The organism is Enterococcus sp., assembly GCF_022711995.1.
In the GTDB taxonomy this organism is placed as follows: Bacteria; Bacillota; Bacilli; order Lactobacillales; family Enterococcaceae; genus Enterococcus_D.
In genome coordinates, this window is sequence record NZ_JALAHI010000037.1 from 1 (window position 1) to 23,400 (window position 23,400).

33 protein-coding genes are annotated in these 23,400 nt (G+C 42.3%); 2 read left to right on the top strand and 31 right to left on the bottom strand.

The genetic code is table 11. The features are described 5' to 3' along the window. Positions 1 to 225 precede the first annotated feature (225 nt). The 5 genes from acpP to Q0A12_RS03295 all read right to left on the bottom strand — a co-directional run bounded on the left by acpP (position 226) and on the right by Q0A12_RS03295 (position 5,931). Positions 226 to 468, bottom strand: coding sequence for an acyl carrier protein (gene acpP / locus Q0A12_RS03275; RefSeq protein WP_003128051.1), 243 nt, complete (start codon positions 466 to 468; stop codon positions 226 to 228). Positions 469 to 582: 114 nt separating this feature from the next. Beyond that, positions 583 to 1,599 carry a phosphate acyltransferase PlsX gene (gene plsX, locus Q0A12_RS03280; protein ID WP_291291279.1) on the bottom strand — a complete coding sequence of 339 codons (1,017 nt, stop codon included), beginning with the start codon at positions 1,597 to 1,599 and terminating at the stop codon, positions 583 to 585. A gap of 47 nt (positions 1,600 to 1,646) precedes the next feature. Continuing rightward, positions 1,647 to 3,692: an ATP-dependent DNA helicase RecG gene (gene recG / locus Q0A12_RS03285; protein WP_291291280.1), complete on the bottom strand. Its 2,046-nt coding sequence runs from the start codon at positions 3,690 to 3,692 to the stop codon at positions 1,647 to 1,649. Positions 3,693 to 3,850: 158 nt separating this feature from the next. After that, positions 3,851 to 5,524 carry a DAK2 domain-containing protein gene (locus tag Q0A12_RS03290; RefSeq protein WP_291291281.1) on the bottom strand — a complete coding sequence of 558 codons (1,674 nt, stop codon included), beginning with the start codon at positions 5,522 to 5,524 and terminating at the stop codon, positions 3,851 to 3,853. A 44-nt stretch (positions 5,525 to 5,568) separates the two neighbouring features. Beyond that, a complete protein-coding gene (locus Q0A12_RS03295) occupies positions 5,569 to 5,931 on the bottom strand; it encodes an Asp23/Gls24 family envelope stress response protein (protein ID WP_003128046.1) in 363 nt (120 codons plus the stop codon). Positions 5,932 to 6,197: 266 nt separating this feature from the next. On the opposite strand from Q0A12_RS03295, the gene rpmB reads away from it, so the two are divergent. Next, positions 6,198 to 6,386 (top strand): 50S ribosomal protein L28, encoded by a 189-nt coding sequence (rpmB, locus tag Q0A12_RS03300; RefSeq protein ID WP_003128045.1) that lies wholly within the window; start codon positions 6,198 to 6,200, stop codon positions 6,384 to 6,386. Positions 6,387 to 6,560: 174 nt separating this feature from the next. Continuing rightward, complete coding sequence (locus Q0A12_RS03305) at positions 6,561 to 9,191, top strand: YfhO family protein (protein WP_291291282.1); 2,631 nt, start codon at positions 6,561 to 6,563, stop codon at positions 9,189 to 9,191. A 111-nt stretch (positions 9,192 to 9,302) separates the two neighbouring features. Here Q0A12_RS03305 and truA read toward each other — a convergent pair whose 3' ends face one another. The 26 genes from truA to rpsC all read right to left on the bottom strand — a co-directional run bounded on the left by truA (position 9,303) and on the right by rpsC (position 23,392). Next, complete coding sequence (gene truA, locus Q0A12_RS03310; protein WP_291291283.1) at positions 9,303 to 10,046, bottom strand: tRNA pseudouridine(38-40) synthase TruA; 744 nt, start codon at positions 10,044 to 10,046, stop codon at positions 9,303 to 9,305. A gap of 68 nt (positions 10,047 to 10,114) precedes the next feature. After that, positions 10,115 to 10,912, bottom strand: a complete 798-nt coding sequence (locus Q0A12_RS03315; RefSeq protein WP_291291284.1) for an energy-coupling factor transporter transmembrane component T — start codon at positions 10,910 to 10,912, stop codon at positions 10,115 to 10,117. After that, entirely contained in the window at positions 10,902 to 11,768 is an 867-nt protein-coding gene (locus tag Q0A12_RS03320; RefSeq protein ID WP_291291285.1) for an energy-coupling factor ABC transporter ATP-binding protein, read from the bottom strand. The genes Q0A12_RS03315 and Q0A12_RS03320 overlap by 11 nt, the downstream gene beginning before the upstream one ends. Further along, on the bottom strand, positions 11,744 to 12,580 hold the full coding sequence (locus Q0A12_RS03325) for an energy-coupling factor ABC transporter ATP-binding protein (RefSeq protein WP_291291286.1): 837 nt from the start codon (positions 12,578 to 12,580) through the stop codon (positions 11,744 to 11,746). Before Q0A12_RS03325 ends, Q0A12_RS03320 begins: the two co-directional genes overlap by 25 nt. A 271-nt stretch (positions 12,581 to 12,851) precedes the next feature. Beyond that, positions 12,852 to 13,232 (bottom strand): 50S ribosomal protein L17, encoded by a 381-nt coding sequence (gene rplQ, locus Q0A12_RS03330; protein WP_291291287.1) that lies wholly within the window; start codon positions 13,230 to 13,232, stop codon positions 12,852 to 12,854. A gap of 71 nt (positions 13,233 to 13,303) precedes the next feature. Beyond that, the gene (locus Q0A12_RS03335; protein WP_003128037.1) at positions 13,304 to 14,242 is read right to left on the bottom strand and encodes a DNA-directed RNA polymerase subunit alpha; all 939 of its coding nucleotides are present in this window, start codon (positions 14,240 to 14,242) and stop codon (positions 13,304 to 13,306) included. A gap of 79 nt (positions 14,243 to 14,321) precedes the next feature. Next, positions 14,322 to 14,711 (bottom strand): 30S ribosomal protein S11, encoded by a 390-nt coding sequence (rpsK, locus tag Q0A12_RS03340; protein ID WP_003128036.1) that lies wholly within the window; start codon positions 14,709 to 14,711, stop codon positions 14,322 to 14,324. 27 nt (positions 14,712 to 14,738) lie between these two features. Then, positions 14,739 to 15,104, bottom strand: coding sequence for a 30S ribosomal protein S13 (rpsM, locus tag Q0A12_RS03345; RefSeq protein ID WP_003128035.1), 366 nt, complete (start codon positions 15,102 to 15,104; stop codon positions 14,739 to 14,741). A 17-nt stretch (positions 15,105 to 15,121) separates the two neighbouring features. Then, positions 15,122 to 15,238 carry a 50S ribosomal protein L36 gene (gene rpmJ, locus Q0A12_RS03350; RefSeq protein ID WP_002288710.1) on the bottom strand — a complete coding sequence of 39 codons (117 nt, stop codon included), beginning with the start codon at positions 15,236 to 15,238 and terminating at the stop codon, positions 15,122 to 15,124. Positions 15,239 to 15,270: 32 nt separating this feature from the next. Next, positions 15,271 to 15,489, bottom strand: coding sequence for a translation initiation factor IF-1 (gene infA, locus Q0A12_RS03355; RefSeq protein ID WP_002288695.1), 219 nt, complete (start codon positions 15,487 to 15,489; stop codon positions 15,271 to 15,273). Positions 15,490 to 15,677: 188 nt separating this feature from the next. Then, the gene (locus tag Q0A12_RS03360) at positions 15,678 to 16,322 is read right to left on the bottom strand and encodes an adenylate kinase (protein ID WP_291291288.1); all 645 of its coding nucleotides are present in this window, start codon (positions 16,320 to 16,322) and stop codon (positions 15,678 to 15,680) included. A gap of 60 nt (positions 16,323 to 16,382) precedes the next feature. Next, positions 16,383 to 17,678, bottom strand: coding sequence for a preprotein translocase subunit SecY (secY, locus tag Q0A12_RS03365; protein WP_291291289.1), 1,296 nt, complete (start codon positions 17,676 to 17,678; stop codon positions 16,383 to 16,385). Next, complete coding sequence (gene rplO / locus Q0A12_RS03370; RefSeq protein ID WP_003128016.1) at positions 17,678 to 18,118, bottom strand: 50S ribosomal protein L15; 441 nt, start codon at positions 18,116 to 18,118, stop codon at positions 17,678 to 17,680. Before rplO ends, secY begins: the two co-directional genes overlap by 1 nt. Positions 18,119 to 18,157: 39 nt before the next feature. Then, positions 18,158 to 18,337, bottom strand: a complete 180-nt coding sequence (gene rpmD / locus Q0A12_RS03375) for a 50S ribosomal protein L30 (RefSeq protein WP_003128015.1) — start codon at positions 18,335 to 18,337, stop codon at positions 18,158 to 18,160. Positions 18,338 to 18,350: 13 nt separating this feature from the next. Beyond that, entirely contained in the window at positions 18,351 to 18,851 is a 501-nt protein-coding gene (rpsE, locus tag Q0A12_RS03380) for a 30S ribosomal protein S5 (RefSeq protein ID WP_003128014.1), read from the bottom strand. Between the two features lie 20 nt (positions 18,852 to 18,871). Next, on the bottom strand, positions 18,872 to 19,228 hold the full coding sequence (gene rplR, locus Q0A12_RS03385) for a 50S ribosomal protein L18 (RefSeq protein WP_291291290.1): 357 nt from the start codon (positions 19,226 to 19,228) through the stop codon (positions 18,872 to 18,874). Positions 19,229 to 19,283: 55 nt separating this feature from the next. Beyond that, on the bottom strand, positions 19,284 to 19,820 hold the full coding sequence (gene rplF, locus Q0A12_RS03390; RefSeq protein WP_291291291.1) for a 50S ribosomal protein L6: 537 nt from the start codon (positions 19,818 to 19,820) through the stop codon (positions 19,284 to 19,286). A 31-nt stretch (positions 19,821 to 19,851) separates the two neighbouring features. Further along, complete coding sequence (rpsH, locus tag Q0A12_RS03395) at positions 19,852 to 20,250, bottom strand: 30S ribosomal protein S8 (RefSeq protein ID WP_003128011.1); 399 nt, start codon at positions 20,248 to 20,250, stop codon at positions 19,852 to 19,854. Positions 20,251 to 20,282: 32 nt separating this feature from the next. Further along, positions 20,283 to 20,468: a type Z 30S ribosomal protein S14 gene (locus Q0A12_RS03400; RefSeq protein ID WP_003128010.1), complete on the bottom strand. Its 186-nt coding sequence runs from the start codon at positions 20,466 to 20,468 to the stop codon at positions 20,283 to 20,285. Between the two features lie 18 nt (positions 20,469 to 20,486). Beyond that, positions 20,487 to 21,026, bottom strand: coding sequence for a 50S ribosomal protein L5 (gene rplE / locus Q0A12_RS03405; RefSeq protein ID WP_003128008.1), 540 nt, complete (start codon positions 21,024 to 21,026; stop codon positions 20,487 to 20,489). A 27-nt stretch (positions 21,027 to 21,053) separates the two neighbouring features. Beyond that, entirely contained in the window at positions 21,054 to 21,365 is a 312-nt protein-coding gene (rplX, locus tag Q0A12_RS03410) for a 50S ribosomal protein L24 (RefSeq protein ID WP_117474682.1), read from the bottom strand. A gap of 35 nt (positions 21,366 to 21,400) precedes the next feature. After that, positions 21,401 to 21,769 carry a 50S ribosomal protein L14 gene (rplN, locus tag Q0A12_RS03415; protein ID WP_003128006.1) on the bottom strand — a complete coding sequence of 123 codons (369 nt, stop codon included), beginning with the start codon at positions 21,767 to 21,769 and terminating at the stop codon, positions 21,401 to 21,403. A 60-nt stretch (positions 21,770 to 21,829) separates the two neighbouring features. Further along, on the bottom strand, positions 21,830 to 22,096 hold the full coding sequence (gene rpsQ / locus Q0A12_RS03420; RefSeq protein ID WP_005232528.1) for a 30S ribosomal protein S17: 267 nt from the start codon (positions 22,094 to 22,096) through the stop codon (positions 21,830 to 21,832). A gap of 24 nt (positions 22,097 to 22,120) precedes the next feature. Next, entirely contained in the window at positions 22,121 to 22,309 is a 189-nt protein-coding gene (gene rpmC, locus Q0A12_RS03425; RefSeq protein ID WP_002288664.1) for a 50S ribosomal protein L29, read from the bottom strand. Further along, on the bottom strand, positions 22,299 to 22,733 hold the full coding sequence (rplP, locus tag Q0A12_RS03430; RefSeq protein WP_003127975.1) for a 50S ribosomal protein L16: 435 nt from the start codon (positions 22,731 to 22,733) through the stop codon (positions 22,299 to 22,301). Before rplP ends, rpmC begins: the two co-directional genes overlap by 11 nt. A gap of 2 nt (positions 22,734 to 22,735) precedes the next feature. Further along, positions 22,736 to 23,392 (bottom strand): 30S ribosomal protein S3, encoded by a 657-nt coding sequence (gene rpsC / locus Q0A12_RS03435; RefSeq protein WP_003127974.1) that lies wholly within the window; start codon positions 23,390 to 23,392, stop codon positions 22,736 to 22,738. Positions 23,393 to 23,400 lie beyond the last annotated feature (8 nt).

A 23,400-nucleotide genomic window follows, 5' to 3' on the forward strand; every position in this document is an offset into this window, starting at 1 on the left:
TCTTAACATCGTGTAATATTTTCTTAATAATTATATAGAATCGCTCACCAGAATGCAAGTCTATAAATTTTTAAGATACTGAATTTTCAGAATACTTACATTAAACTTACATTTTTTTAGGATGGTGCAAAAAAAGCCACATTTTTTTCAATAAACGAATGATTAATAAACAAAATCCGATAAAGAAAGAGCTGGGTCATCTAGGACTCAGCTCTTGTATCTGTCTTAAGCAAGATGGCTTGAAATATAATCAACTGCTCCGCCGACAGTTTCAATCTGTTCGGCATCTTCATCAGAAATCTCCGTACCAAATTCATCTTCTAATTCTAAGACGAATTCCATCACACTGATTGAATCAGCGTTCAAGTCGTCTTTAATACTCATTGTATCCGTTACTTTATCTGCATCGATCTCAAAATGATTTGCGATCACTACTGCAACTTTCTTGAATACTTCTTCTCGCGTCAATTGCCTTCACCTCCACGCGTTCACACAAAACATAGAATGGCTAACAAACATTGTACTGCTTACCCACAGATTTGTCCAGTGTTTTTTTGCATTTTCATTACAATGATTGCAGTCTCATTGCGCTGACTCTTCTTGCTTAGGCGCTTCTTCAAAGTGCGCCACCAATTGGGGCACTACTTCGGCCTGCAACATCGTATGGATTTGTTTGATGGTCGCTGCCACAGCATCTGGACCCGTCGCTCCATGGGTTTTGATTACGGGTGCTTTCAGACCAAACAAAACAGCCCCTCCGTGTTTGGCATAATCCATCTCGTTTTTCAAATTGCGTAAGGCATCTTTCAATAATAAAGCGCCCAATTTCCCTTTGGTTCCCGAACTCATAATAGACTGTTTCAACAGCGACATCATATTCAATGCAGTGCCTTCAATAGATTTTAAAACAGCATTTCCAGTAAATCCATCGGTCACTACTACATCTGCCGCCCCATTCAACAGTTCCCGCGCCTCAACGTTTCCAATAAAATGAATCGATGGTTCTTCGGTCAACAGTTCAAAGGCTTTTTTGGTCAGCTCGCTGCCTTTGGTTTCTTCGGTACCATTGTTCAACAGCCCTACCCGCGGCTGTTTGATGCCTCGGACTTTTTGGGCATAAAAGGAACCCAATACGGCATATTGCACTAAATGCTCTGCCTTATTGTCTGCATTGGCGCCTAGATCCAGCATATCGAATCCAGCTTCTTTTCCTAGAACGGGCATCGTTGACATCAATCCCGGACGTTCGATGCCTTTGATTCGTCCGACAATAAACAGACCAGCAGCTAACAAAGCCCCGGTATTTCCAGCAGAGAAAATGGCATCGGCCTTTCCTTCTTTGACTGCTTGCGCTGCCAAGACCATTGACGCATTTTTCTTGCGGCGGATCGCTTTTACGGGTTCATCATCACTGTTGATTTTTTCATCGGTGTGAATGATCGTGAGTTGACTTTCGTCGGTCACATATTTTCTGATTTCATCTTCTTTTCCATATAATAGAAATTCAATTTCTGGATACTCTTTTTTTGCTAACATGACGCCTTCAACGATTGCTTTTGGTGCATTATCGCCACCCATGGCATCTACGGCAATTCTCATGACTTTCGCCACTCCCTTCATTTTTCCAAAATAGTATACCATATTCTTTAATCAAAAAATTGATTGTCTTGCTTTTGTGCGGCTAAATAATCCGCTAAGCCTTGATACTCTGGTAAGACTTGCCATTGAGGTTTCTGCCAGATTTGTGTGGCTTCTACTTGGGCGACTTCAAGAATATGGGCATCAGCGACTAAGTCTGCGGCAGCAAACTCTGGTAAACCGGATTGACGGTTACCAAAGACTTCCCCCGGTCCCCGTAACTTCAGGTCTTTTTCACTGACAATAAAACCATTGGTGGTTTCAGTCATGATTTTCATCCGCTCTACCCCGGTTTCATTTTTGGGATTGGCCACCAAAATACAATACGAGGCTTCAGCTCCTCGACCCACACGCCCCCGCAACTGGTGCAGCTGAGCTAGTCCGAAACGATCCGCATCAATGATCAGCATGACCGTTGCATTCGGAACATTTACCCCGACTTCAATAACTGTCGTTGATACTAAGATTTGCAGCTGATTGTCTTTGAATTCTTCCATGATGGCATCTTTATCGGTATTCTTCATTTTGCCGTGGAGAATGCCTACTTGGTAGTCAGGAGCAAAATGCCCCTGTAGCTGCTCGTAAATCTCCGTGGCATTCTTGACATCTAGCATCTCTGATTCTTCGATCAGCGGACAGATCACATACATTTGGTGTCCTTTGACTAATTCCTGACGAGCCCAGTCCAACACAGATTCCAATTGAGGCGGACGCACCCAGCGGGTTTCCACCGGAATTCGTCCTGCCGGCATCTCATCGATGATCGACACATCCATCTCGCCATAGGCCGTGATGGCTAAGGTTCGTGGAATCGGCGTCGCCGTCATGAACAAGACATCTGGCAGATAGCCCTTTTCCCGTAAAACCTTCCGCTGATTGACACCAAAGCGATGTTGTTCATCGGTGATGACTAAGCCTAGATGGGCAAAATTGACCCCTTCCTGAATCAAGGCATGAGTTCCTACGACAATATCGATCTCACCTGCCGCTAATTGTTCCAAGATGACCCGGCGTTCCTTTGCTTTGGTAGAACCTGTCAGCAACGCTGTAGTTACTTCTAAAGGATCAAAGAGTTGATTCAAGCTTTCCAAGTGCTGTTGCGCCAGAATCTCTGTCGGCACCATCAAGGCCCCTTGAAAGCCAGCTGTCATGGTGGCGTACAGTGCAATTGCTGCCACGACTGTTTTACCGCTCCCAACATCTCCTTGCAGCAATCGCTGCATGTGTTGCGGACTTTTGAGATCATGGCAGATCTCGTTGGTGACTCGCTTTTGCGCAGCAGTCAGTTCAAAAGGCAGTGTTTGAGTAAATGCTTTGAGCCGCTGAACATCATAATCAATGGCTAAGCCATTTTTTTCGGACTTTTCCGAGTTTTTTAATCCTTGGATCTGCATCTGAAATAAAAAGAATTCCTCAAAAACGATCCGACGCTTCGCTTGATGGCTTTCTTTTGGGTCTTGTGGAAAGTGCATCGCCCGCATAGCAGTACGGCGGTCCAGCAAACGGTACTTCTCAATTAATGACAGTGGAAGGATCTCCTCGATTTGCTCCCCATACCGTTCAAAAGCCTGCCGAATCAGGTCCACCAGCACACTTTGCCGGACTGATTTGTTCACATGATAAATAGGGGCAAAGTCTCCGGGCTTCTTACTGCCAAGAATCTTCATTCCGGATAATGACTTCCGCTTTGCATCCCATTTCCCATAGACGGCGATTTCTTCTGACAATTCAACTTTGTCTTTCAGATAAGGCTGATTAAAAAAGGAAACATTGAAGACATCATGGTCTTGCATCATGCGAAATTGCAGACGGCTCTTTTTATAGCCAAAGCGATTCAACACAGCAGGCGAAACAACGATGCCTTTGATCGTGACTTTTTCTTGGTCTTGTATTTCGTTTAACTGACGTTCTTGAATATCTTCGTAGCGAAAGGGGTAGTATCTCAGTAAATCTTCGATCGTCTGGATGCCAAGTGCTGCGAGATCTTTTGCCCGTTTTTCTCCGACACCAGACAAGACAGTGATTGGTTGATCAAGCATTGCTTCCCTCCTCAAAAATAGTTGTGTACCGCTTTTCTTTATTTTACACTTCTCTAGTTCATTTACGAAAGATTAGGAAAGAAGTCGAAAAAAAAGCTGTCTTTCCCTTCTCAATCGAAAAAGAGACGAGACAAAAATCGCCCTGCGACTTTTGCCCCGTCTGTCTTCATGTATTATTCAGCCGAGAAAAGATATGGATAAACAGGTTGATCTCCTTGATGGATCTCCACTTCGATCTCCGGATGGATTTCTGTCAATGCTGCTTCAATTTTTGCTGCTTCTTTGGCTTTTCCTTCTTCACCAATGATAATCGTGACGATCTCCGTGTCATCTGAGATCATTTTAGTCAATGTATCCATGGACGCTGAGAAGCGATCGGGTACCGAAACTACGATTTTTCCATCGACCATACCTAAGAAGTCGCCTTCTGTGATTTCAATCCCATCAATCGATGTATTGCGAATCGCGTGAGTCACTGAGCCGCTGACAACACTTGATAAGACTTCCGTCATCGCTTGTTGATTTTCTGCTAATGTTGCTTGTTCATTAAAGGCTAACATCGCTGTCATCCCTTGTGAAATCGTCCGGGTCTCAACAACAGCCACTGGCAATTCTGATACTTCAGCTGCTTGTTGGGCCGCCATAAAGATATTTTTATTGTTTGGCAAGACGATGACCTGATCGGCATTGACTTCATTGATTGCAGTCACGATATCTTCCGTACTTGGATTCATCGTTTGGCCGCCGCTGATCACATAGCTTGCACCTAGGCTGGTAAACAATTTATTTAATCCGTCACCGGCTGCAATCGCTATGATTGCATAAGGGGTGCGAGGATGTTTCACTGCAGCAGATGGTTGATCGTGTTCCAGAATTGTTTCGTGTTGAACACGCATATTGTCTACTTTGATTTTGATCAATGAACCAAATTTTTGGCCATAGTTCATGACTTCCCCTGGGTGTTCCGTGTGGACGTGAACTTTGATGATTTCATCATCGTTGACGACTAGCAAAGAATCCCCTAGTTCATTTAAATAATTTCGGAATGTTTCATAATCAAAGGTGCTGTCCACCGTTGGACCTTCACCGATTTTAACCATGATCTCTGTACAATAACCGAATTTGATATCTTCAGTAGCCATTTGTCCTTGCACACTGCGATGATGTTCAGCATTGACCATTTCATCCATGGCTGCTGGTGTTGGCTCATAGACATCATTGGCTTGGTATTCTCCAGTCAATGCGTTCAAGAAACCTTCATAAATGAATAATAATCCTTGTCCGCCACTATCGACTACGCCAACTTCCTTTAAGACTGGCAATAAATCAGGGGTTTTGGCTAATGAACGTTTTGCCCCATGAACGACTGCTTTCATCACTTCTACACAGTCATCGCTGGTTTGCGCTTTTTTCTCGCCATATTCTGCCGCGATACGTGCTACTGTCAGAATCGTTCCTTCAACAGGCTTCATAACAGCTTTATAGGCGGTTTCGACCCCATGTGTAAAGGCTTCTGCCAATTCTGGCGCGGTTAATGTTTCCACCATTGGGATCGCTTTGGCAAACCCACGGAACAATTGAGACAAAATGACGCCTGAGTTTCCTCGTGCGCCCATTAATAGTCCTTTTGAAAGAGTTGTGGCAAGATCGCCCACTTTTTCTGAAGTGGCATCTGCTACTGCTTTTGCACCGCTTGTCATTGATAAATTCATATTCGTTCCTGTATCTCCGTCAGGGACTGGAAATACATTCAATGAATTGACAAACTCTGCATTTACTTGTAGACGAGCCGCGCCTGCCTGTACCATCTCTTGAAACTGACCTGCGCTGATATTCGTTACCTTCACTGATAATCCTCCTTAAAATCATCCGCCACAAACGGATCTCTTGCCTAATCTGGCAGTACACGTACACCTTGGACAAAAACATTTACTGAATTTGCTGAAACGCCTAACATTGTTTCAAGATTGTATTTCACTTTTTCTTGCACATTGCGTGAAACTTCAGAAATTTTTGTGCCATAGCTAACGATCGTGTAGACATCCACTGCAATACCGTTTTCTTCTTGACGAACAACGACACCGCGAGAATAATTTTCTTTGCGTAAAATTTCATTGATGTTGTCTTTGATTTGTTTCTTGCTGGCCATGCCTACAATGCCAAACACATCTGTTGCTGCGCCGCCGACAACCGTGGCGATGACCTCGTTACTAATTTCAATAATACCTGATGAGGTTTTAATTTTTACAGCCATAATATAGCCTCCTTAAACGGGATATTCCCATCTTTCTTCTTTCATATTTTATCATAGCTGCTAGTCAAATAAAAGGATGTGACTTATGAAAAGGGGCTTAGCATCAGATATTCTTGTATTCTGACCTTGTTTAATTTACAATGTTTGCTGTCAAAAGTCAATCTTTCTTGAAAATTACCCTTGCATTTTCTAACTTTCTATGATAAATTCAGATGGTATGAGCTGAAATAGCGCTCCAACATCAAGGCAAAGGAGGAAATAACCACATGGCTAAAGTTTGTTACTTTACTGGACGTAAAACTACAAGTGGAAACAACCGTTCACACGCAATGAATGCGACGAAACGTACTGTGAAACCTAACTTGCAAAAAGTTCGCGTTATGATTGACGGAAAACCTAAAAAAGTTTGGGTGTCAACTCGTGCTTTGAAATCTGGAAAAGTTGAGCGCGTATAATCTTAACCACACATTTTCGGCCGTTCTTATGAGCGGTCTTTTTTGTTGTCTTTTTTCCATCTTTCCTTCTCCCACCTCCTTTATTTTTTCTTTAAACAGCTAGTGAGATTGTTTTTTTAATTCTTTGAATTATGGTACACTAATAAAAAATTCATAGGGATTAGGTGACTATTCTTGGCTACTATCAAATCATTCGTCAAACAACATTGGCCTTATATGACCGCCAGTTTTTTACTACCGCTGCTTATTATGGCAGTCATTTATTTAACGATTGGGATTTATCCCGGCAGCAGCCGCAGTGTGTTAGCGAGCGATGCTTTTTCGCAATTTTCAAATTTTCATGCTAGTTTTCGGAATGTCTTATTAGGAAAACAAAGCATTTTTTACACGTGGAACGCCTCCTTGGGGCTGAACTATCTGGCATTGGTTTCTTACTATTTAGGGGGACTGTTTACACCACTGGTTTTATTCTTTCCAAATCAATTGATGCCCGATGCCCTCTATGTACTGACCCTTTTGAAAATCGGCAGTGCTGGTTTGGCATTTTGGTTTTATGCAAGTCAAACATTCAAGCTTCAGCGCTGGCACCATGTGACATTAGCTGTCTGCTATGCCTTGATGTCTTTTATCACGGCTCATTCTGAATTGATCATGTGGCTAGATGCCCTGATCTATTTGCCATTAGTGATTTTAGGGATTGACCGTATCTTGCAGAAAAGAAAGCCGACTCTTTTATTTGTCAGCTACTTGCTGCTATTCATCTCGAGTTTTTATATGGGATTCATGATCGGTGTGTTCTCTGTCTTGTATTTGCTGGTACAGTTAGGCCGCAATTGGAAGCAAAACAAGAAAGCGATCATACCTTATGGGATTACTTCCTTATTAGCTGGTGGAGCTTCCATGATCATCATTTTGCCAGCGGTACTTGATTTGCGCTCAAACGGAGAAGAACTCTCGACCATTACGAAGTTCAAAACCGAAGCCACTGGTGTCTTTGATATCGTAATGAAAAATATGATTGGCGTATATGATACGACCAAATACGGCTCGATCCCTTTTATTTATATCGGCCTCTTGCCCGTCCTATTTTGTATTATATATTTTGTTTCCAAGAAGATTCCTTTAAAAGATAAACTATTGTATGCTGGACTTTTTGGTGTTTTGATCGCCAGCTTCTATATTGTTCCATTGAATCTATTCTGGCACGGAATGCACGCACCCAATATGTTTTTGTTCCGCTATGCCTATTTGTTCTCCTTTTTAGTTATCCTGTTAGCTGGATACGGTTGGGAACAATTGCAGCAAAAAGACCGTGGGCTTTTTGTGATCGTAGGACTCTCTACGATCGCGCTCTTTGCCCTTTCCTTTGCTTTAGGCGGAAGCTCTTATGAATACGTCTCAACTGCTTCTTTCGCATTGACGGTCGTCTTCCTCGTTCTTTACTTGCTATCTATTGGTTTTGGTCAGCTTGGAATGTTGAGCAAAAAGAAAGTCGCACTCCTTTTATTGGTTTTCGTTTGCGGTGAGATGGCGATCAATACCAGTGGGATGGTTCGGGGAATCTTAAATGATTGGAATTACGCTTCTCGAAGTTTATTCACGAATCCTTACCCGGCGATCAAGCAGTTAGTGGATCAAGCCGATAAAGAAAATGAGACCTTTTTCCGCTTAGAAAATTTGGATCCTGTATCGTCTAACGATAGTATCAATTACGGTTACAGCGGTGTAAGTATGTTTTCTTCGATCCGTAACCGCAACTCTTCCAGCTACCTAGACAAACTAGGCTTCCGTTCAAGAGGAACCAATCTGAATATTCGCTACCCGAATAACACCCTATTGATGGATGCTTTTACTGGGATCAAATACAACATCAGCAAACAGAATTTATCGAAATATGGCTTTGACCGTGTAGGTGAGGCTGGCGACTATAAACTGTATCAAAATAAAAATGCGCTGCCACTAGGCTTTTTAGCAGATCCCTCTATCAACGAGATCCAGCAGCCAGCCAACGACAATCTAACAAGCCAAAAGAATCTGATCAATGGATTGGCAAATATTGAACAAAATTATTTTAGTTTCCACCCTATCACTGTCATTAGCAGCAATAATACAGAGATCACAGAAAATGGCATGTACACAACTTTCAAAGAACAAGAAGGCAATATTGCCAAAGAAATCACTTGGCAAGTAACCGTACCGGCGCATTCCCAAGCCTATCTGAGTCTGTATCCGGCAAACTTTGGCGAATTAGAGAGCTCGACCGCAACGATTACTGTCAACGGTGAACAACGCGAAAGTCAAATCGGAATCAATGGTCAGTATTATGATTTAGGCTACTACGATACAGAGACGACGGTTCAATTTACCGCCAGTTTCTATGGGACTCAGTCGATTTCTTTCCAAAATCCACAAGTGGTCACATTAGATACCAACGCCTTTCAACGAGCGATTGATGCGATCCAAAAGAAAGACGTTGCTATGACTGTCGGCAAACGAAATGCCCAAGCGGATATCACGACGGAGAAAGAACAGCAGCTTATTACGACGATTCCTTATGATAAAGGCTGGTCGGCCAAATTGGATGGCAAGCCTATTGCTATCGATGCCTTTCAGGATGCCTTTATCAGTGTGACGATTCCAAGTGGCACCCACCATCTGGAATTGACTTATTTACCCCAAGGCTTTATGATCGGTGTCATCTTGTTCTTCACCTGTCTGCTCCTCTTTATCTTGTTCCGTTATTTCTATCAAAGAAAAACGGCGACTGGCGCAGCGGACCGATACCAAGACAAGACAAACCGTTGAACCACTTATTGCCCTCACAAAATGAGTAAGTAGTAAAAGGAAACAACTAGTAAAAGAAGCGCCTCCCAGACCTCGATTTGAATCAAGGACTGGGGGGCGCTTCTTTGTTGCTTATTCATAATTGACTTGAACTAGATACAGTCCTTCTGGATGAGCCGTCGGTCCAGCCGCATTGCGGTCTTTTTGCGCGATAATGGCAGGGATACAGTCGGCAGGCATTCGTCCATTACCAATCTTTAACAAGGTCCCTACGATAATGCGAATCATCTTGTACAAGAAGCCATCGCCGCGAAAAGTAAAAAGCAGCTCATCGCCAGCCTCGTTGACTTCCATAGTGGCTTGATGAATCGTCCGGACTTTGTCTTCCACAGAACTGCCAGTGGCACAAAAACTGGTAAAATCATGGGTGCCTAATAAATCCGGCAGTGCCTGTTGAATCTTTGCAAGATCCAACGGATACGGATAATAGCTGGCATAGTATCTGCGAAAAGGACTACGGGGTTTGCCGATATCGACACGAAATTGGTAGGTCTTCTCCCGCACAAGATAGCGGGCATGAAAGTTTGCATCCACGATCTCTACCTGTTTCACAGCAATATCTTCCGGCGTTTGTGTATCAAGCCCAAAACGCATTTTTTCCAGTGGACGTTCGTCAAAATCAAAATGGATCACTTGTCCTAAAGCATGAACGCCGGCATCGGTCCGTCCGGAACCGTGAATTTGGATTGCCTGACCGTTGTTCATCCGCGTCAATGTTTTTTCAATTTCTTCTTGTACTGTGCGTCCATTGGGTTGTCGCTGAAACCCTTGGAAATTGGTGCCGTCATAGGCAATGGTCGCTTTGTAACGTACCATCTTTTCACCTGCTTTCATTTTCTCAAAAAAATCTGAGGAGTCGATTGCACACTCCCCAGATCCTCATTCTATCCTCTTAATAAGACTAACCCTACTGTAAAGAGCGCAAAGACCAGCACGACGAGGGTATCACGGTTGTGCCAATGAAGGATTCGGTATTTTGTCCGTCCTTCACCGCCTTGATAGCCTCTAGCCTCCATGGCTGTTGCTAGTTCCTCCGCTCGGTTAAAGCTGCTGACAAACAAAGGGATCAGCAATGGAACGATCGCCTTCATCTTTTGTAACAACCCACCTGCACCAAAATCAACACCACGAGCCCGCTGTGCATTCATGATTTTCTCTGTTTCATCCATCAATGTCGGCACAAAGCGCAACGCGATGGACAGCATGAGAGAAATTTCATGGACAGGGAATCGGACGGCTTTTAAAGGGCGTAATATATATTCGATGGCATCGGATAATTCCAACGGTGGTGTCGTCAATGTCAGTAATGTCGACATAAAAATAATCAGCACAAAGCGGCAAAAGATAAAGGCGCCGTTTTGTAAACCAAATTCCGTGATATTGAAGATCCACCAAGACCAATAGACTTCTCCACCAGTCGTGAAAAGAACCTGCAATGCGACCGTAAACAAAATCAGCCAGATCAGCGGGCGAACGCCGCGAGCGAAAAAGCCAAAATCGATTTTTGAAAGAAAAATACTAATTAACGTAAAGACAGCCGCCAAAAGATAGCTCTGCCAATTGTTTGCCAAAAAAATGATTCCGATAAAATAGAAACTGGCAAGTAATTTCACCCGAGGATCCAGTTTATGGATAAACGAATCACCGGGAATAAAGCGTCCCAAAATCAGTTTATTCATCATTTGCGGTCGCCTCCTTTGCTACAAGCTGATCCGCAAGTTCTTCTGCTGTCAAAGGCAGGTAGTCAAATGCCACACCTTTTTCCTGTAATAATGCGGCAAAAGCAGTGGCTGTCGGCACACCTAGTTGCTTTTCTTGCAACCACGCTGTATCTTGAAATACCGTCTTTGGCGCACCTTGCTTCACGATACGTCCTTTTTCCAATACATAGACATAATCAGCAAAATTGGCGACATCATCCATCAAGTGAGTGACTAAGACAATGGTCATATTTTTTTCTTGGTGCAGACGCTGAAACATCTCCATCATTTCTTTGCGCCCTTGTGGATCTAAACCTGCTGTCGGCTCATCTAACACCAATACTTCTGGTTCCATTGCTAAGACCCCAGCGATGGCTACTCGGCGCATCTGCCCCCCTGAGAGATCAAATGGCGAGCGTTCAAGAAAGCTCTCATCTAATCCGACCAGTTTGATGTATTCTTTTGCTAGTTCTGCCGCTGCTTCTTCACTGACACCAAAGTTTTTGGGACCAAAAGCAATATCGCGAGCCACGGTTTCTTCAAACAACTGAGATTCAGGAAATTGAAACACAATGCCTACTTTTTTACGCAATGGTTTCAAATTTTTATTGTCCGTTTCAGGAGTGATCACACGATCACCAATCGTCACTTTCCCAGCAGTGGGTTTTAATAACGCATTTAGATGCTGAAGCAAGGTGGATTTCCCGCTTCCTGTGTGCCCAACTAATGCGGTATATGAGCCTTCTTTAATATCGAGGTCAATATCGAATAGCACTCGTTGTTCAAATGGGGAATGCGGTTGATAGGTAAATGCTACTTTTTCAAAACGGATGTCCATAACCAATCCACCATTCCTTCCTCTGTCAAATATGTTGTCGGCACAGAGATGCCTCGTTGCTTCAACGACGCCTTTAATTTTTCTGGAAAAGGCAAGTCTAGACCTAGTTCAATCAATTCCGGGCCTGCGGAAAAGATTTCTGCCGGTGTACCTTCCCGGACAAGTTCCCCTTGACGCATCACCATCACTCGGTTGGCATTGGCTGCCTCATCGATATCATGGGTAATTGATAGAACGGTCAAATTATTTTCTTCTTTGATTTTTTTGATCGTAGAAATAACTTCTGCTCTTCCTTCAGGATCCAGCATACTTGTTGCTTCATCTAAGATGATGATATTTGGACGCAACGCCACAACGCCGGCAATCGCCACCCGTTGTTTTTGTCCACCAGAAAGTCTAGCAGGCTCTCGAGTCACAAACTCGCTCATCCGAACTTGCTCTAAGGCATCTTTGACTCGAGTGACCATCTCATCCCGAGGGATCCCTTGATTCTCCAGACCAAATGCCACATCATCTTCAACAGTAGAACCGACAAATTGATTGTCAGGATTTTGAAAAACCATTCCAACCATTTTACGGATATTCCAAATATTTTCTTCATTAAGTAGCATGTCTCCTACTGTAACGCTTCCTTCTTGCGGTAAAATCAACCCGTTGATGGTTTTTGCCAAGGTTGATTTTCCTGAACCGTTATGACCGATAAGTGCGACCCATTCCCCTTGTTCAATGGATAAAGAAACATTGTTTAGTGCCGGGCGGTCTTCTTCGGTATAACGAACAGTGATAGCATTCAATTCAATGATGGGCTTCATGATATACTCCTTCATTCCAGTTAATTCTTTCTTACACTACCAAAAAAGCAAACTATTTTCAATCATTCCGATGAGATTTTCAAACAGAACTTTGTTTTCACTTGCCATAACCTGTCAAGACAGATCATCGAAAGTAAAAAAAAAGCACTTTATGATGAGTGCGTACACCTCGAAATACATCGAGGTGTAGGCGCTGAGCTAGACTCGGAAAGGTTCTTCCAACATCATAACACTCTTAATAAACATCTATAAAGTGATGATAAGTGTGATTTTAAACAAGTTCTAGGATAACCATTGGTGCACCATCTCCGCGTCTTGGTTCTGTTTTCAAGATGCGAGTGTAGCCACCTTGGCGATCTGTATAACGAGGAGCGATATCATTGAATAGTTTTTGCAAAGCTGATTCAATAACTACTTCTTCGTTTTCTTCACGTACGCTGGCAACTTCATTACGAACAAATGCGGCTGCTTGGCGACGTGCATGCAAATCACCACGTTTACCTAAAGTGATCATTTTTTCTGCAGTTGAACGAACTTCTTTCGCACGAGCTTCAGTCGTTACGATGCGTTCGTTAATCAATAAATCAGTTGTTAAATCACGCAACATCGCTTTACGTTGGCTAGATGTGCGTCCTAGTTTACGATAACTCACGTGGTTTCCCTCCTTCACTTTCGTATGTCGTCTCGATCAGACGAGCCGAAACTAACGTAATCGAAGACTTTTTAATCGTCTTTACGTAGTCCTAAACCAAGATCGTGTAATTTCACTTTGACCTCTTCAAGAGATTTACGGCCTAAGTTCCGTACTTTGATCATTTCTGGTTCAGATTTATTAGTCAATTCTTGTACAGTATTGATTCCTGCACGTTTTAGACAGTTGTATGAACGAACAGATAAGTCTAATTCTTCAATCGTCATTTCCAACATTTTTTCTTTTTGTGTTTCTTCTTTTTCCACCATGATCTCCGCGTTTTTCGCTTCGTCCGTTAGGTTTACAAAGATGTCTAAATGTTCAGTCATGATTTTTGCAGCTAAACTCATTGCTTCCAATGGTTCAATTGAGCCATCAGTCCATATTTCCATCGTTAATTTGTCAAAATCATCCCGACGACCAACACGAGTGTTTTCTACTTGGTAGTTCACACGACGTACTGGTGTATAGATTGAATCGACTGGAAGAACACCGATTGGCATATCTTCTTTTTTATTTTCATCTGCTTGAACGTAGCCGCGTCCAGGTTTCACAGTTAAGCGAGCATGGAATGAAGCTCCTTCAGAAACGTTGCAGATATACATATCTTTGTTAAGGATTTCTACATCACTGTCTACGATGATATCGCCGGCAGTTACTGTAGCAGGTCCTGTAATATCGATTTCCAGGGTTTTTTCTTCATCCCCGTACATTTTTAACGCAAGACCTTTGATATTCAAGATGATTTGAGCAACGTCTTCCCGTACGCCCTTAACAGTTGAGAATTCGTGTAAAACTCCATCGATTTGAATATTGGTGATTGCTGCACCAGGTAAAGAAGATAATAAAATACGACGTAAGGAATTTCCTAAAGTAGTTCCGTATCCTCTTTCAAGAGGCTCAACGATGAACTTGCCATAATCTTTTTCTTCATCAATTTTTGCGATTCTTGGTTTTTCGAATTCAATCATTCTTATCTTTTACCCCTTTCAAAACGAAAAGTGTCTTGTTCAATGACGTAATTGTTACACTCAAAATGAGCAGCACTCATTAAACACGACGGCGTTTTGGAGGGCGGCATCCATTATGAGGGACTGGAGTCACGTCACGGATTGCAGTCACTTCCAAACCTGCTGCTTGTAATGAACGAATTGCTGCTTCACGTCCAGAACCAGGTCCTTTAACTGTTACTTCTACAGTTCTTAATCCGTGTTCCATTGCTGCTTTGGTAGCTGTTTCTGCTGCCATTTGAGCGGCAAAAGGAGTAGATTTTTTGCTTCCTTTGAAACCTAATGAACCAGCTGATGACCATGCTAATGCATTCCCATGAGTATCAGTGATCATAATGATTGTATTATTGAATGTTGAGTGAATATGTGCAATACCCGCTTCAATATTCTTTTTCACACGGCGTTTGCGACTCACTTTTTTTGCTGCCATGAAGTTTTAACCTCCTTCACTTAGGAATTATTTTTTCTTGCCTGCGACTGTTTTAGACGGGCCTTTACGAGTACGTGCATTGTTTTTCGTGTTTTGTCCACGAACTGGCAATCCACGGCGATGACGGATACCACGGTATGAACCGATTTCCATCAAACGTTTGATGTTTAAGTTCACTTCACGACGAAGGTCACCTTCAACTTTTAATTTATCAACTTCAGCACGGATAGCATCTGTTTGTTCATTCGTTAGATCACGAACACGAACTTCTTCAGAAACGCCAGCGTTTGCTAAAATTTGTTTTGCAGTCGTGTTACCAATACCATAGATATAAGTAAGTGAAACGACCACACGTTTATCACGAGGAATATCTACTCCTGCAATACGAGCCATATTTGTTACACCTCCGATTATCCTTGACGTTGTTTATGTTTTGGATTTGCTGGGCAAATCACCATAACGCGTCCTTTACGACGAATTACTTTACAATGTTCGCACATTGGTTTTACTGATGGTCTTACTTTCATGATAATACCTCCTGTGGTTTTACGGAGTACAATTATTTAAAGCGATAAGTAATGCGGCCACGGTTCAGGTCATACGGTGATAATTCAACCGTCACTTTGTCTCCAGGTAATATACGAATGTAGTGCATCCGGATCTTACCAGAAACGGTCGCTAGAACTTGGTGTCCGTTTTCCAATTCGACTTTAAACATTGCATTCGGCAAAGTTTCGACGACTGTACCTTCGACTTCAATCATATCTTCTTTTGCCACGCACAGTACCTCCTTGTACTTGTGATTTTCACACGATAAAATGGCGGAAACGGGGTTCCCACCTGATATTCTCAAACTATGCTTCTACTTGATAACAGTAGAAGTCGGACTGACATATTTTATCATACTCTGTCAAAGGTTTCAAGAGAAAGTTTTATAGCTGCAAGTCGGTGACGGGCAATCTATGATTAGTCAATGATGTTTGTAACATCTTTAAATACAGCATCGATGTCGCGATCACCATCAATCGACTGCAATAAACCTTTTTCTTTATAATAAGCTAGAATTGGTTCACTGCTTTTGATATTGACAGCTAGACGATTTTTGACCGTCTCAGGCTTATCATCTTCACGTTGGTAGAAGTCGTGACTTCCACAACGATCACATGTTCCTTCCACTTTTGGCGGATTGAACAATTTATGATAAGTTGCCCCACAATTGCGGCACATGAAGCGGCCGGCTAAACGTTCTACGAGAACTTCTTCAGGAACATGAATATCAATGACAGCGTCTAGTTTTTTGTTTAGGTCTTTCAACATTTCGTCTAATGCTTCAGCTTGTTCCAACGTACGAGGGAAGCCATCTAATAAGAAGCCTTTCTCCGTGTCTGGTTCAGCTAAACGCTCTTTGACGATACCGTTAGTGACCTCATCTGGAACCAAAGCGCCTTGATCCATGTAAGATTTTGCTTTCAGGCCTAATTCTGTTTCGTTGGCCATTGCAGCCCGAAACATATCACCTGTAGAAATATGAGGAAGACCGTATTCAGCAACGATACGTTCTGCCTGAGTACCTTTACCGGCACCAGGTAGTCCCATTAAAATGAGGTTCATTCTAATTCCTCCTGTAAGTTTTTGAATAGTGTTGAGGAAGCCCTCAACACCTCAATAACTTTAATTGATAAAACCAGTGTATTTCCGTTTCAGCATAAGTCCTTCTAACTGCTTGGCAGTATCCAGAGCTACCCCGATAACGATCAATAAACTTGTTCCACCTAAACCGATTGATTGCGGCAAGTTCCATACCATCTGAGCGATGATTGGCAACAAGGCAACCAGTCCCAAGAAGACCGATCCAACTGTACTTAATCGCATAAGCAGACGTGAAACGTATTCTTCTGTTCCTTTACCAGGGCGCACACTTGGAATATAACTTCCTTGTTTTTGTAAGTTTTCCGCTAATTTCTCAGGGTTCACTTGTACAAATGCATAGAAGAACGTAAACGCCACGATCAAAACAGTATAGATGATCGCACCAGGTACGGTGTTATAACTAAAAATCGTTTGTACTACTTCATACCAAGTTTCACCTTTATATGAGCTGCCTAATGCTTGAATAATCGCATTTGGCGTAGTAATAAACGAACTTGCAAAGATTACTGGAATAACCCCAGCAGCGTTGACCTTCAATGGAAGGTAACTGCTTGTAGGTGCACCAGCTACTCGCTTAGTATATTGAATTGGAATCTTGCGTTCTGCTTGTTGGACATATGTCACAAATGTGATGATGACCAAAACAGCTACCACAAGCAAGACCATAAACAATGCGTTCATCCAAATATCAGATGGATCAACATTGATGAAATAATCCTCTACCAATTCTTTGATACTAGCAGGCAAGCGTGAAATGATCCCTGCAAAGATGATCATTGACACACCATTCCCAATACCTCGTTCAGTGATTTGTTCTCCTAACCAAGTAACGAACATCGTACCTGCGGTTAGAATCAAGCCAATCACGATAAAGGTAGAGACATTTGGATTATTGACAAAGCCAAGCTGTGTGTAATAGTTGAATCCGGCTGTTAATGTCATTGACTGAACGAAAGCCAGTACCAATGTCAGATAACGGGTTGCCTGATTCAATTTCTTACGACCAACTTCACCTTGTTTTGACCACTCAACAAATCTAGGCACAATATCCATTTGCAACAATTGGATAACAATCGAAGCAGTGATATATGGTGACACACCCATTGAGAAGATCGAGAATTGCTGCATTGCACCACCGCTGACCAAGTTTAACATGTTCAGAAACGGTAAATCAGCAATTTCCAACAAACGGCTTGCGTCTACGCCTGGCACAGTAATATGTGTACCCAGACGAAAGACAAACAAGATAAGTACGGTGAAGAAAATCCTGGATCTAATATCTTTTACTTTAAAGGCATCCTTTAGTAGTTTGAACATTAGATCACCTCGATTGATCCACCAGCAGCAACGATTGCTTCTTCAGCTGCTTTTGAGAATTTTGCTGCTTTCACAGTCAATTTCTTCGTTAGTTCTCCATTTGCTAATACTTTGATTCCAGCTTTTTCATCTTTGACGATTCCAGCTTCATGCAAAGCAACAGGTGTTACTTCTGCACCGTCTTCGAAGCGGTTTAAGACATCAAGGTTGATAACTGCGTATTCTTTGCGGTTGACATTTGTAAAGCCGCGTTTTGGCAAACGACGGAACAATGGTGTTTGTCCCCCTTCAAAGCCTAAACGTACTCCGCCACCTGAACGAGCTTTTTGACCTTTTTGTCCGCGTCCAGCTGTTTTACCGTTACCAGATGAAGTTCCGCGACCAACACGATTACGTACTTGGCGTGATCCTTCTGATGGTTTTAATTCATGAAGTTTCATAGGTTTGGCACCTCCTTATCAAACTAGATCTGCTGATCCTTAGACTTCTTCAACGTCCACTAAGTGAGAAACAGTGTTGACCATGCCTTTGATTGCATCATTGGCAGGTTTTACTACTGTTGAGTTCAACTTTGTAAGACCTAACGCTTTTACAGTATCGCGTTGGTTTTGGGGACGTCCAATAATACTGCGTTTTAAAGTGATTTTCAATTCAGCCATTATAGTGTCCTCCTTAACCGATTAATTCTTCTACTGATTTGCCGCGAAGTGCTGCCACTTCTTCAGCGCGTTTCAATTGTTTCAACCCTTCAACTGTTGCGCGAACAACGTTGATTGGTGTGTTAGAACCTAAAGATTTAGATGTGATATCCGCTACCCCAGCTAATTCCAATACGGCACGAACGGGTCCACCAGCAGCTACCCCAGAACCTTCTACAGCAGGTTTCATAAGGATGCGTCCGCCGCCGAATACACCGATAACTTCGTGAGGGATCGTAGAACCAACCATTGGTACTTCTACCAAGTTTTTCTTCGCGTCTTCGATTGCTTTACGGATTGCTTCTGGTACTTCTTGTGCTTTACCAGTACCAAAACCTACGTGTCCGTTTTTATCACCGACAACAACTAATGCAGCAAAACGTAGACGACGTCCACCTTTAACAACTTTAGTTACACGGTTGATCGCAACAACGCGGTCTTCTAATTCCAAATGTTTTGGATCAATATAAACCATGAATGGTGTTCCTCCTTCTCTTAAAATTCCAGTCCATTTTCGCGAGCTGCTTCAGCTAAAGCTGCTACACGGCCATGGTAAAGGTATCCACCACGGTCAAAGACTACTTCTTTAATACCTTTTGCTGCTGCACGTTCTGCCACTAATTTACCGACAGCTTGTGCTTGTTCAGTTTTGTTCTCACCTGAAACTTCTTTATCTAAGGCAGAGGCACTTGCTAGCGTCACACCCGCTACGTCATCAATAATTTGCGCGTAGATGTTTTTGTTCGAACGGAACACGTTTAAGCGTGGGCACTCAGCAGTACCAGAGATTTTGTTACGTACACGACGATGTCTTTTCTGACGTGTTTTATTTTTATCTGGTTTTGTAATCACAATTGTCACCTCTTTTTATTTGCTAGCCTAAGCTGCGAATCGTAAATATTTACGATTATTTACCAGTTTTACCTTCTTTACGGCGTACAAATTCGCCAACATAACGAATTCCTTTGCCTTTGTAAGGTTCTGGAGGACGAACGCCACGAATATTGGCAGCTAATTCGCCAACAACTTCTTTATTTGATCCTTTGATGATCACAGAAGTGTTTGAAGGAACTTCGATTTCGATTCCAGCTGGCGCTTCGATTTCAACTGGATGAGAGTAACCAACGTTCAATACAAGTTTTTTACCTTGTAATTGAGCACGGTACCCAACCCCGATCAATTCTAACGCTTTTTGGAAACCTTCAGAAACACCAACAACCATGTTGTTGAAGTTTGCACGGGTAGTTCCGTGGATAGTTTTCATTTCTTTACTATCGTTTGGACGAGTGAATGTTACTTCGTTTCCTTCGATATTCATTTTGATATCAGAAGAAAAAGTACGTGTCAATTCACCTTTAGGTCCTTTAACTGTAATGTCGTTTCCATCTTGTTTGATTTCAACACCTGCAGGAAGAACGACGATCTTATTACCGATACGACTCACTTAGAGGCACCTCCTTGTGGATTATTTTAAATTACCATACATAAGCGACTACTTCGCCGCCAACATTTTTTGCTCTTGCTTCTTTGTCAGTGATAACACCTTCAGAAGTTGAGATGATCGCAATTCCTAAACCGTTCAATACTTTAGGTACTTCGTCAGCTTTGACATAAGCACGCAATCCTGGTTTAGAGATACGTTTCAAGTTTGTGATAACACGTTCACCGTTTTTACCGTATTTCAAGAATACGCGGATCACGCCTTGTTTGTCATCTTCGATATATTCAACATCGCGGACGAAACCTTCACGTTTCAAGATTTCAGCGATATCACGTTTGATTTTTGAAGCAGGTACTTCTAAGCTTTCGTGTTTTACCATATTGGCATTACGTACACGCGTTAGAAAATCTGCGATTGGATCTGTCATGACCATGGGATAATTTACCTCCTTTATGCGAGTATAGTTTACCAGCTAGCTTTCTTCACGCCGGGAATTTGTCCTTTATAGGCAAGTTCGCGGAAGCAAATACGGCAAAGATGAAATTTACGATAAACTGAATGTGGACGTCCGCAACGTTCGCAACGAGTATACTCTTGAGTTGAGAATTTAGCAGGGCGTTTGTTTTTAGCAATCATTGATTTTTTAGCCACGTAGTTCGCCTCCTTTTTTTATTTTTGGAATGGCATGCCTAATTGTGACAACAATTCACGAGATTCTTCATCTGTGTTGGCTGTTGTTACAATAACGATATCCATACCACGTACTTTATCGATCAAATCATAATCTACTTCAGGGAAGATCAATTGTTCTTTGATTCCTAATGTGTAGTTTCCGCGTCCGTCGAACGCTTTTTTGCTGACACCGTGGAAGTCACGGACACGTGGCAATGAAACTGTTACTAACTTGTCTAAGAATTCATACATTCTTTCGCCGCGTAGAGTAACTTTTGCTCCGATTGGCATTCCTTCACGTAAACGGAATCCAGCAATAGATTTTTTCGCTTTAGTGATCAATGGTTTTTGACCTGAGATCAATTGTAATTCTTCAACAGCTTTATCTAAGTTTTTTGCATTCGATACAGCATCACCAACACCCATGTTGATAACGATTTTATCAACTTTCGGCGCTTGCATAACTGAGCTGTAGTTAAATTTGTCCATTAATGATGGGACAACTTCTTTTGAATATTTTTCTTTAAGGCGGTTCATCTGTTAGCCCCTCCTTCCTTTATTTGATTATTTATCAAGAACTTCTCCGGTTTTTTTAGAAACGCGGACTTTTTTGCCGTCAACTTCTTTATAGCCTACACGAGTTGCTTCACCGTTCGAAGGATCAACCACCATCACGTTAGAAACATGAATTGGTGCTTCCATCTCGACGATTCCGCCTTGAGGAGCTGTTTGAGAAGGTTTTTGGTGTTTTTTAACGATGTTCACACCTTCAACAACGACTTTGTCTTTCTTAGGAAACGCTGCTAGTACAACGCCTTCTTTGTTTTTGTCTTTACCAGTGATAACTTTAACTTTATCGCCTTTTTTAACAAACATGTTTGTTTCGCACCTCCTTTAGATAAGAATCACTATTACAATACTTCTGGTGCTAGGGAAACGATCTTCATAAAGTTGCCTTCACGCAATTCGCGAGCAACTGGTCCAAAGATACGAGTTCCACGTGGGCTCTTATCGTCACGGATAATAACCGCAGCATTTTCATCAAATTTAATGTAAGAACCGTCAGTACGACGTGCTCCTGATTTTGTACGAACGATAACGGCTTTAACGACGTCACCTTTTTTGACAACCCCACCTGGCGTTGCTTGTTTGACCGTAGCAACGATTACGTCACCAATATTCGCAGTTTTACGACCAGATCCGCCAAGGACTTTGATCGTTAGAATTTCACGGGCACCTGAGTTGTCCGCCACTCTTAATCGGCTTTCTGCTTGGATCACGATGTGTATCCTCCTTTCAGATTTTGCAATTCACAATCTACATAGGAAAATCTCGTGTGATTAGATAATCACTGCCTTTTCAACAATCTCTACTAGACGGAAACGTTTCGTAGCTGATAATGGACGAGTTTCCATAATTTTCACGATATCGCCAACTTTTGCTTCGTTGTTTTCATCGTGTGCTTTGTATTTCTTAGAATAGTTCAGACGTTTGCCGTAGATAGGGTGGTTTTTCTTTGTTTCAACGACAACAGAAATTGTTTTATCCATTTTATCGGATACCACGCGACCTTGGTAAACTTTACGTTGATTTCTTTCTTCAGTCATACGCTAAATGGCCTCCTTCCACTATTACTTTGCTTGTTCACGCAATACTGTTTTGATGCGTGCAATCGATTTACGTACTTCTTTGATACGTGCAGTGTTTTCTAATTGACCTGTAGCTAATTGGAATCTAAGATTAAACAATTCTTCTTTCAATTGTTTTTCTTGATCTAGCATTTCGGCAGTGGTTAATTCTCTGATTTCTTTAACCTTCATTCGATTCACCACCCATTTCCTCACGTTTTACGATCTTTGTTTTCACTGGCAATTTGTGAGAAGCAAGACGTAACGCTTCGCGCGCAACTTCTTCGGGAACGCCGGCAATTTCAAACATGATTTTTCCACGTTTTACTGGTGATACCCATCCTTCAGGAGCCCCTTTACCAGAACCCATACGTACCCCAATTGCTTTGGCAGTATAAGATTTGTGAGGGAAAATTTTGATCCATACTTTCCCGCCACGTTTCATATAACGAGTCATTGCAATACGGGCAGCTTCGATTTGGCGGTTTGTGATCCAGTGTGATTCAACAGCTTGTAAGCCGTATTCACCGAAAACTACTTCTTTTCCGCCTTTCGCTTCACCGCGCATTTTCCCGCGGAATTCACGACGGTGTTTTACACGTTTAGGTACTAACATGTTTATTTCCCTCCTTTCTCAGTGTTCTTTTTAGTTGGAAGAATTTCTCCACGATAAATCCACACTTTAACTCCTAGTTTTCCGTATGTTGTATCTGCTTCTTCCCATGCGTAATCAATATCTGCACGCAATGTATGAAGTGGAACTGTTCCTTCTGAGTAGCCTTCTGAACGAGCGATATCTGCTCCGTTTAGACGACCAGATACTTGCGTTTTGATACCTTTAGCGCCAGAACGCATTGTGCGTTGGATGGCTTGTTTTTGCGCACGACGGAAAGCAACACGGTTTTCTAATTGACGTGCGATTCCTTCGCCTACTAATTTAGCATCTAAATCTGGTTTTTTGATTTCAACGATGTTGATGTGAACTCGTTTACCAGTTAATTTGTTTAATTCTTTTCTTAGGTTTTCGACTTCAGATCCGCCTTTACCGATAACCATACCTGGTTTAGCTGTGTGGATTGAAATATTTACGCGGTTTGCTGCGCGCTCGATTTCAATTGTTGACACAGCGGCATCAGCAAGTTTAGATGCGATAAATTTACGGATTTTCAAATCTTCATGTAGAAATTCAGCATACTCTTTTTCAGCATACCATTTTGCATCCCAGTCACGGATGATGCCTACACGCATTCCAATTGGATGTACTTTTTGACCCACTGATTGTC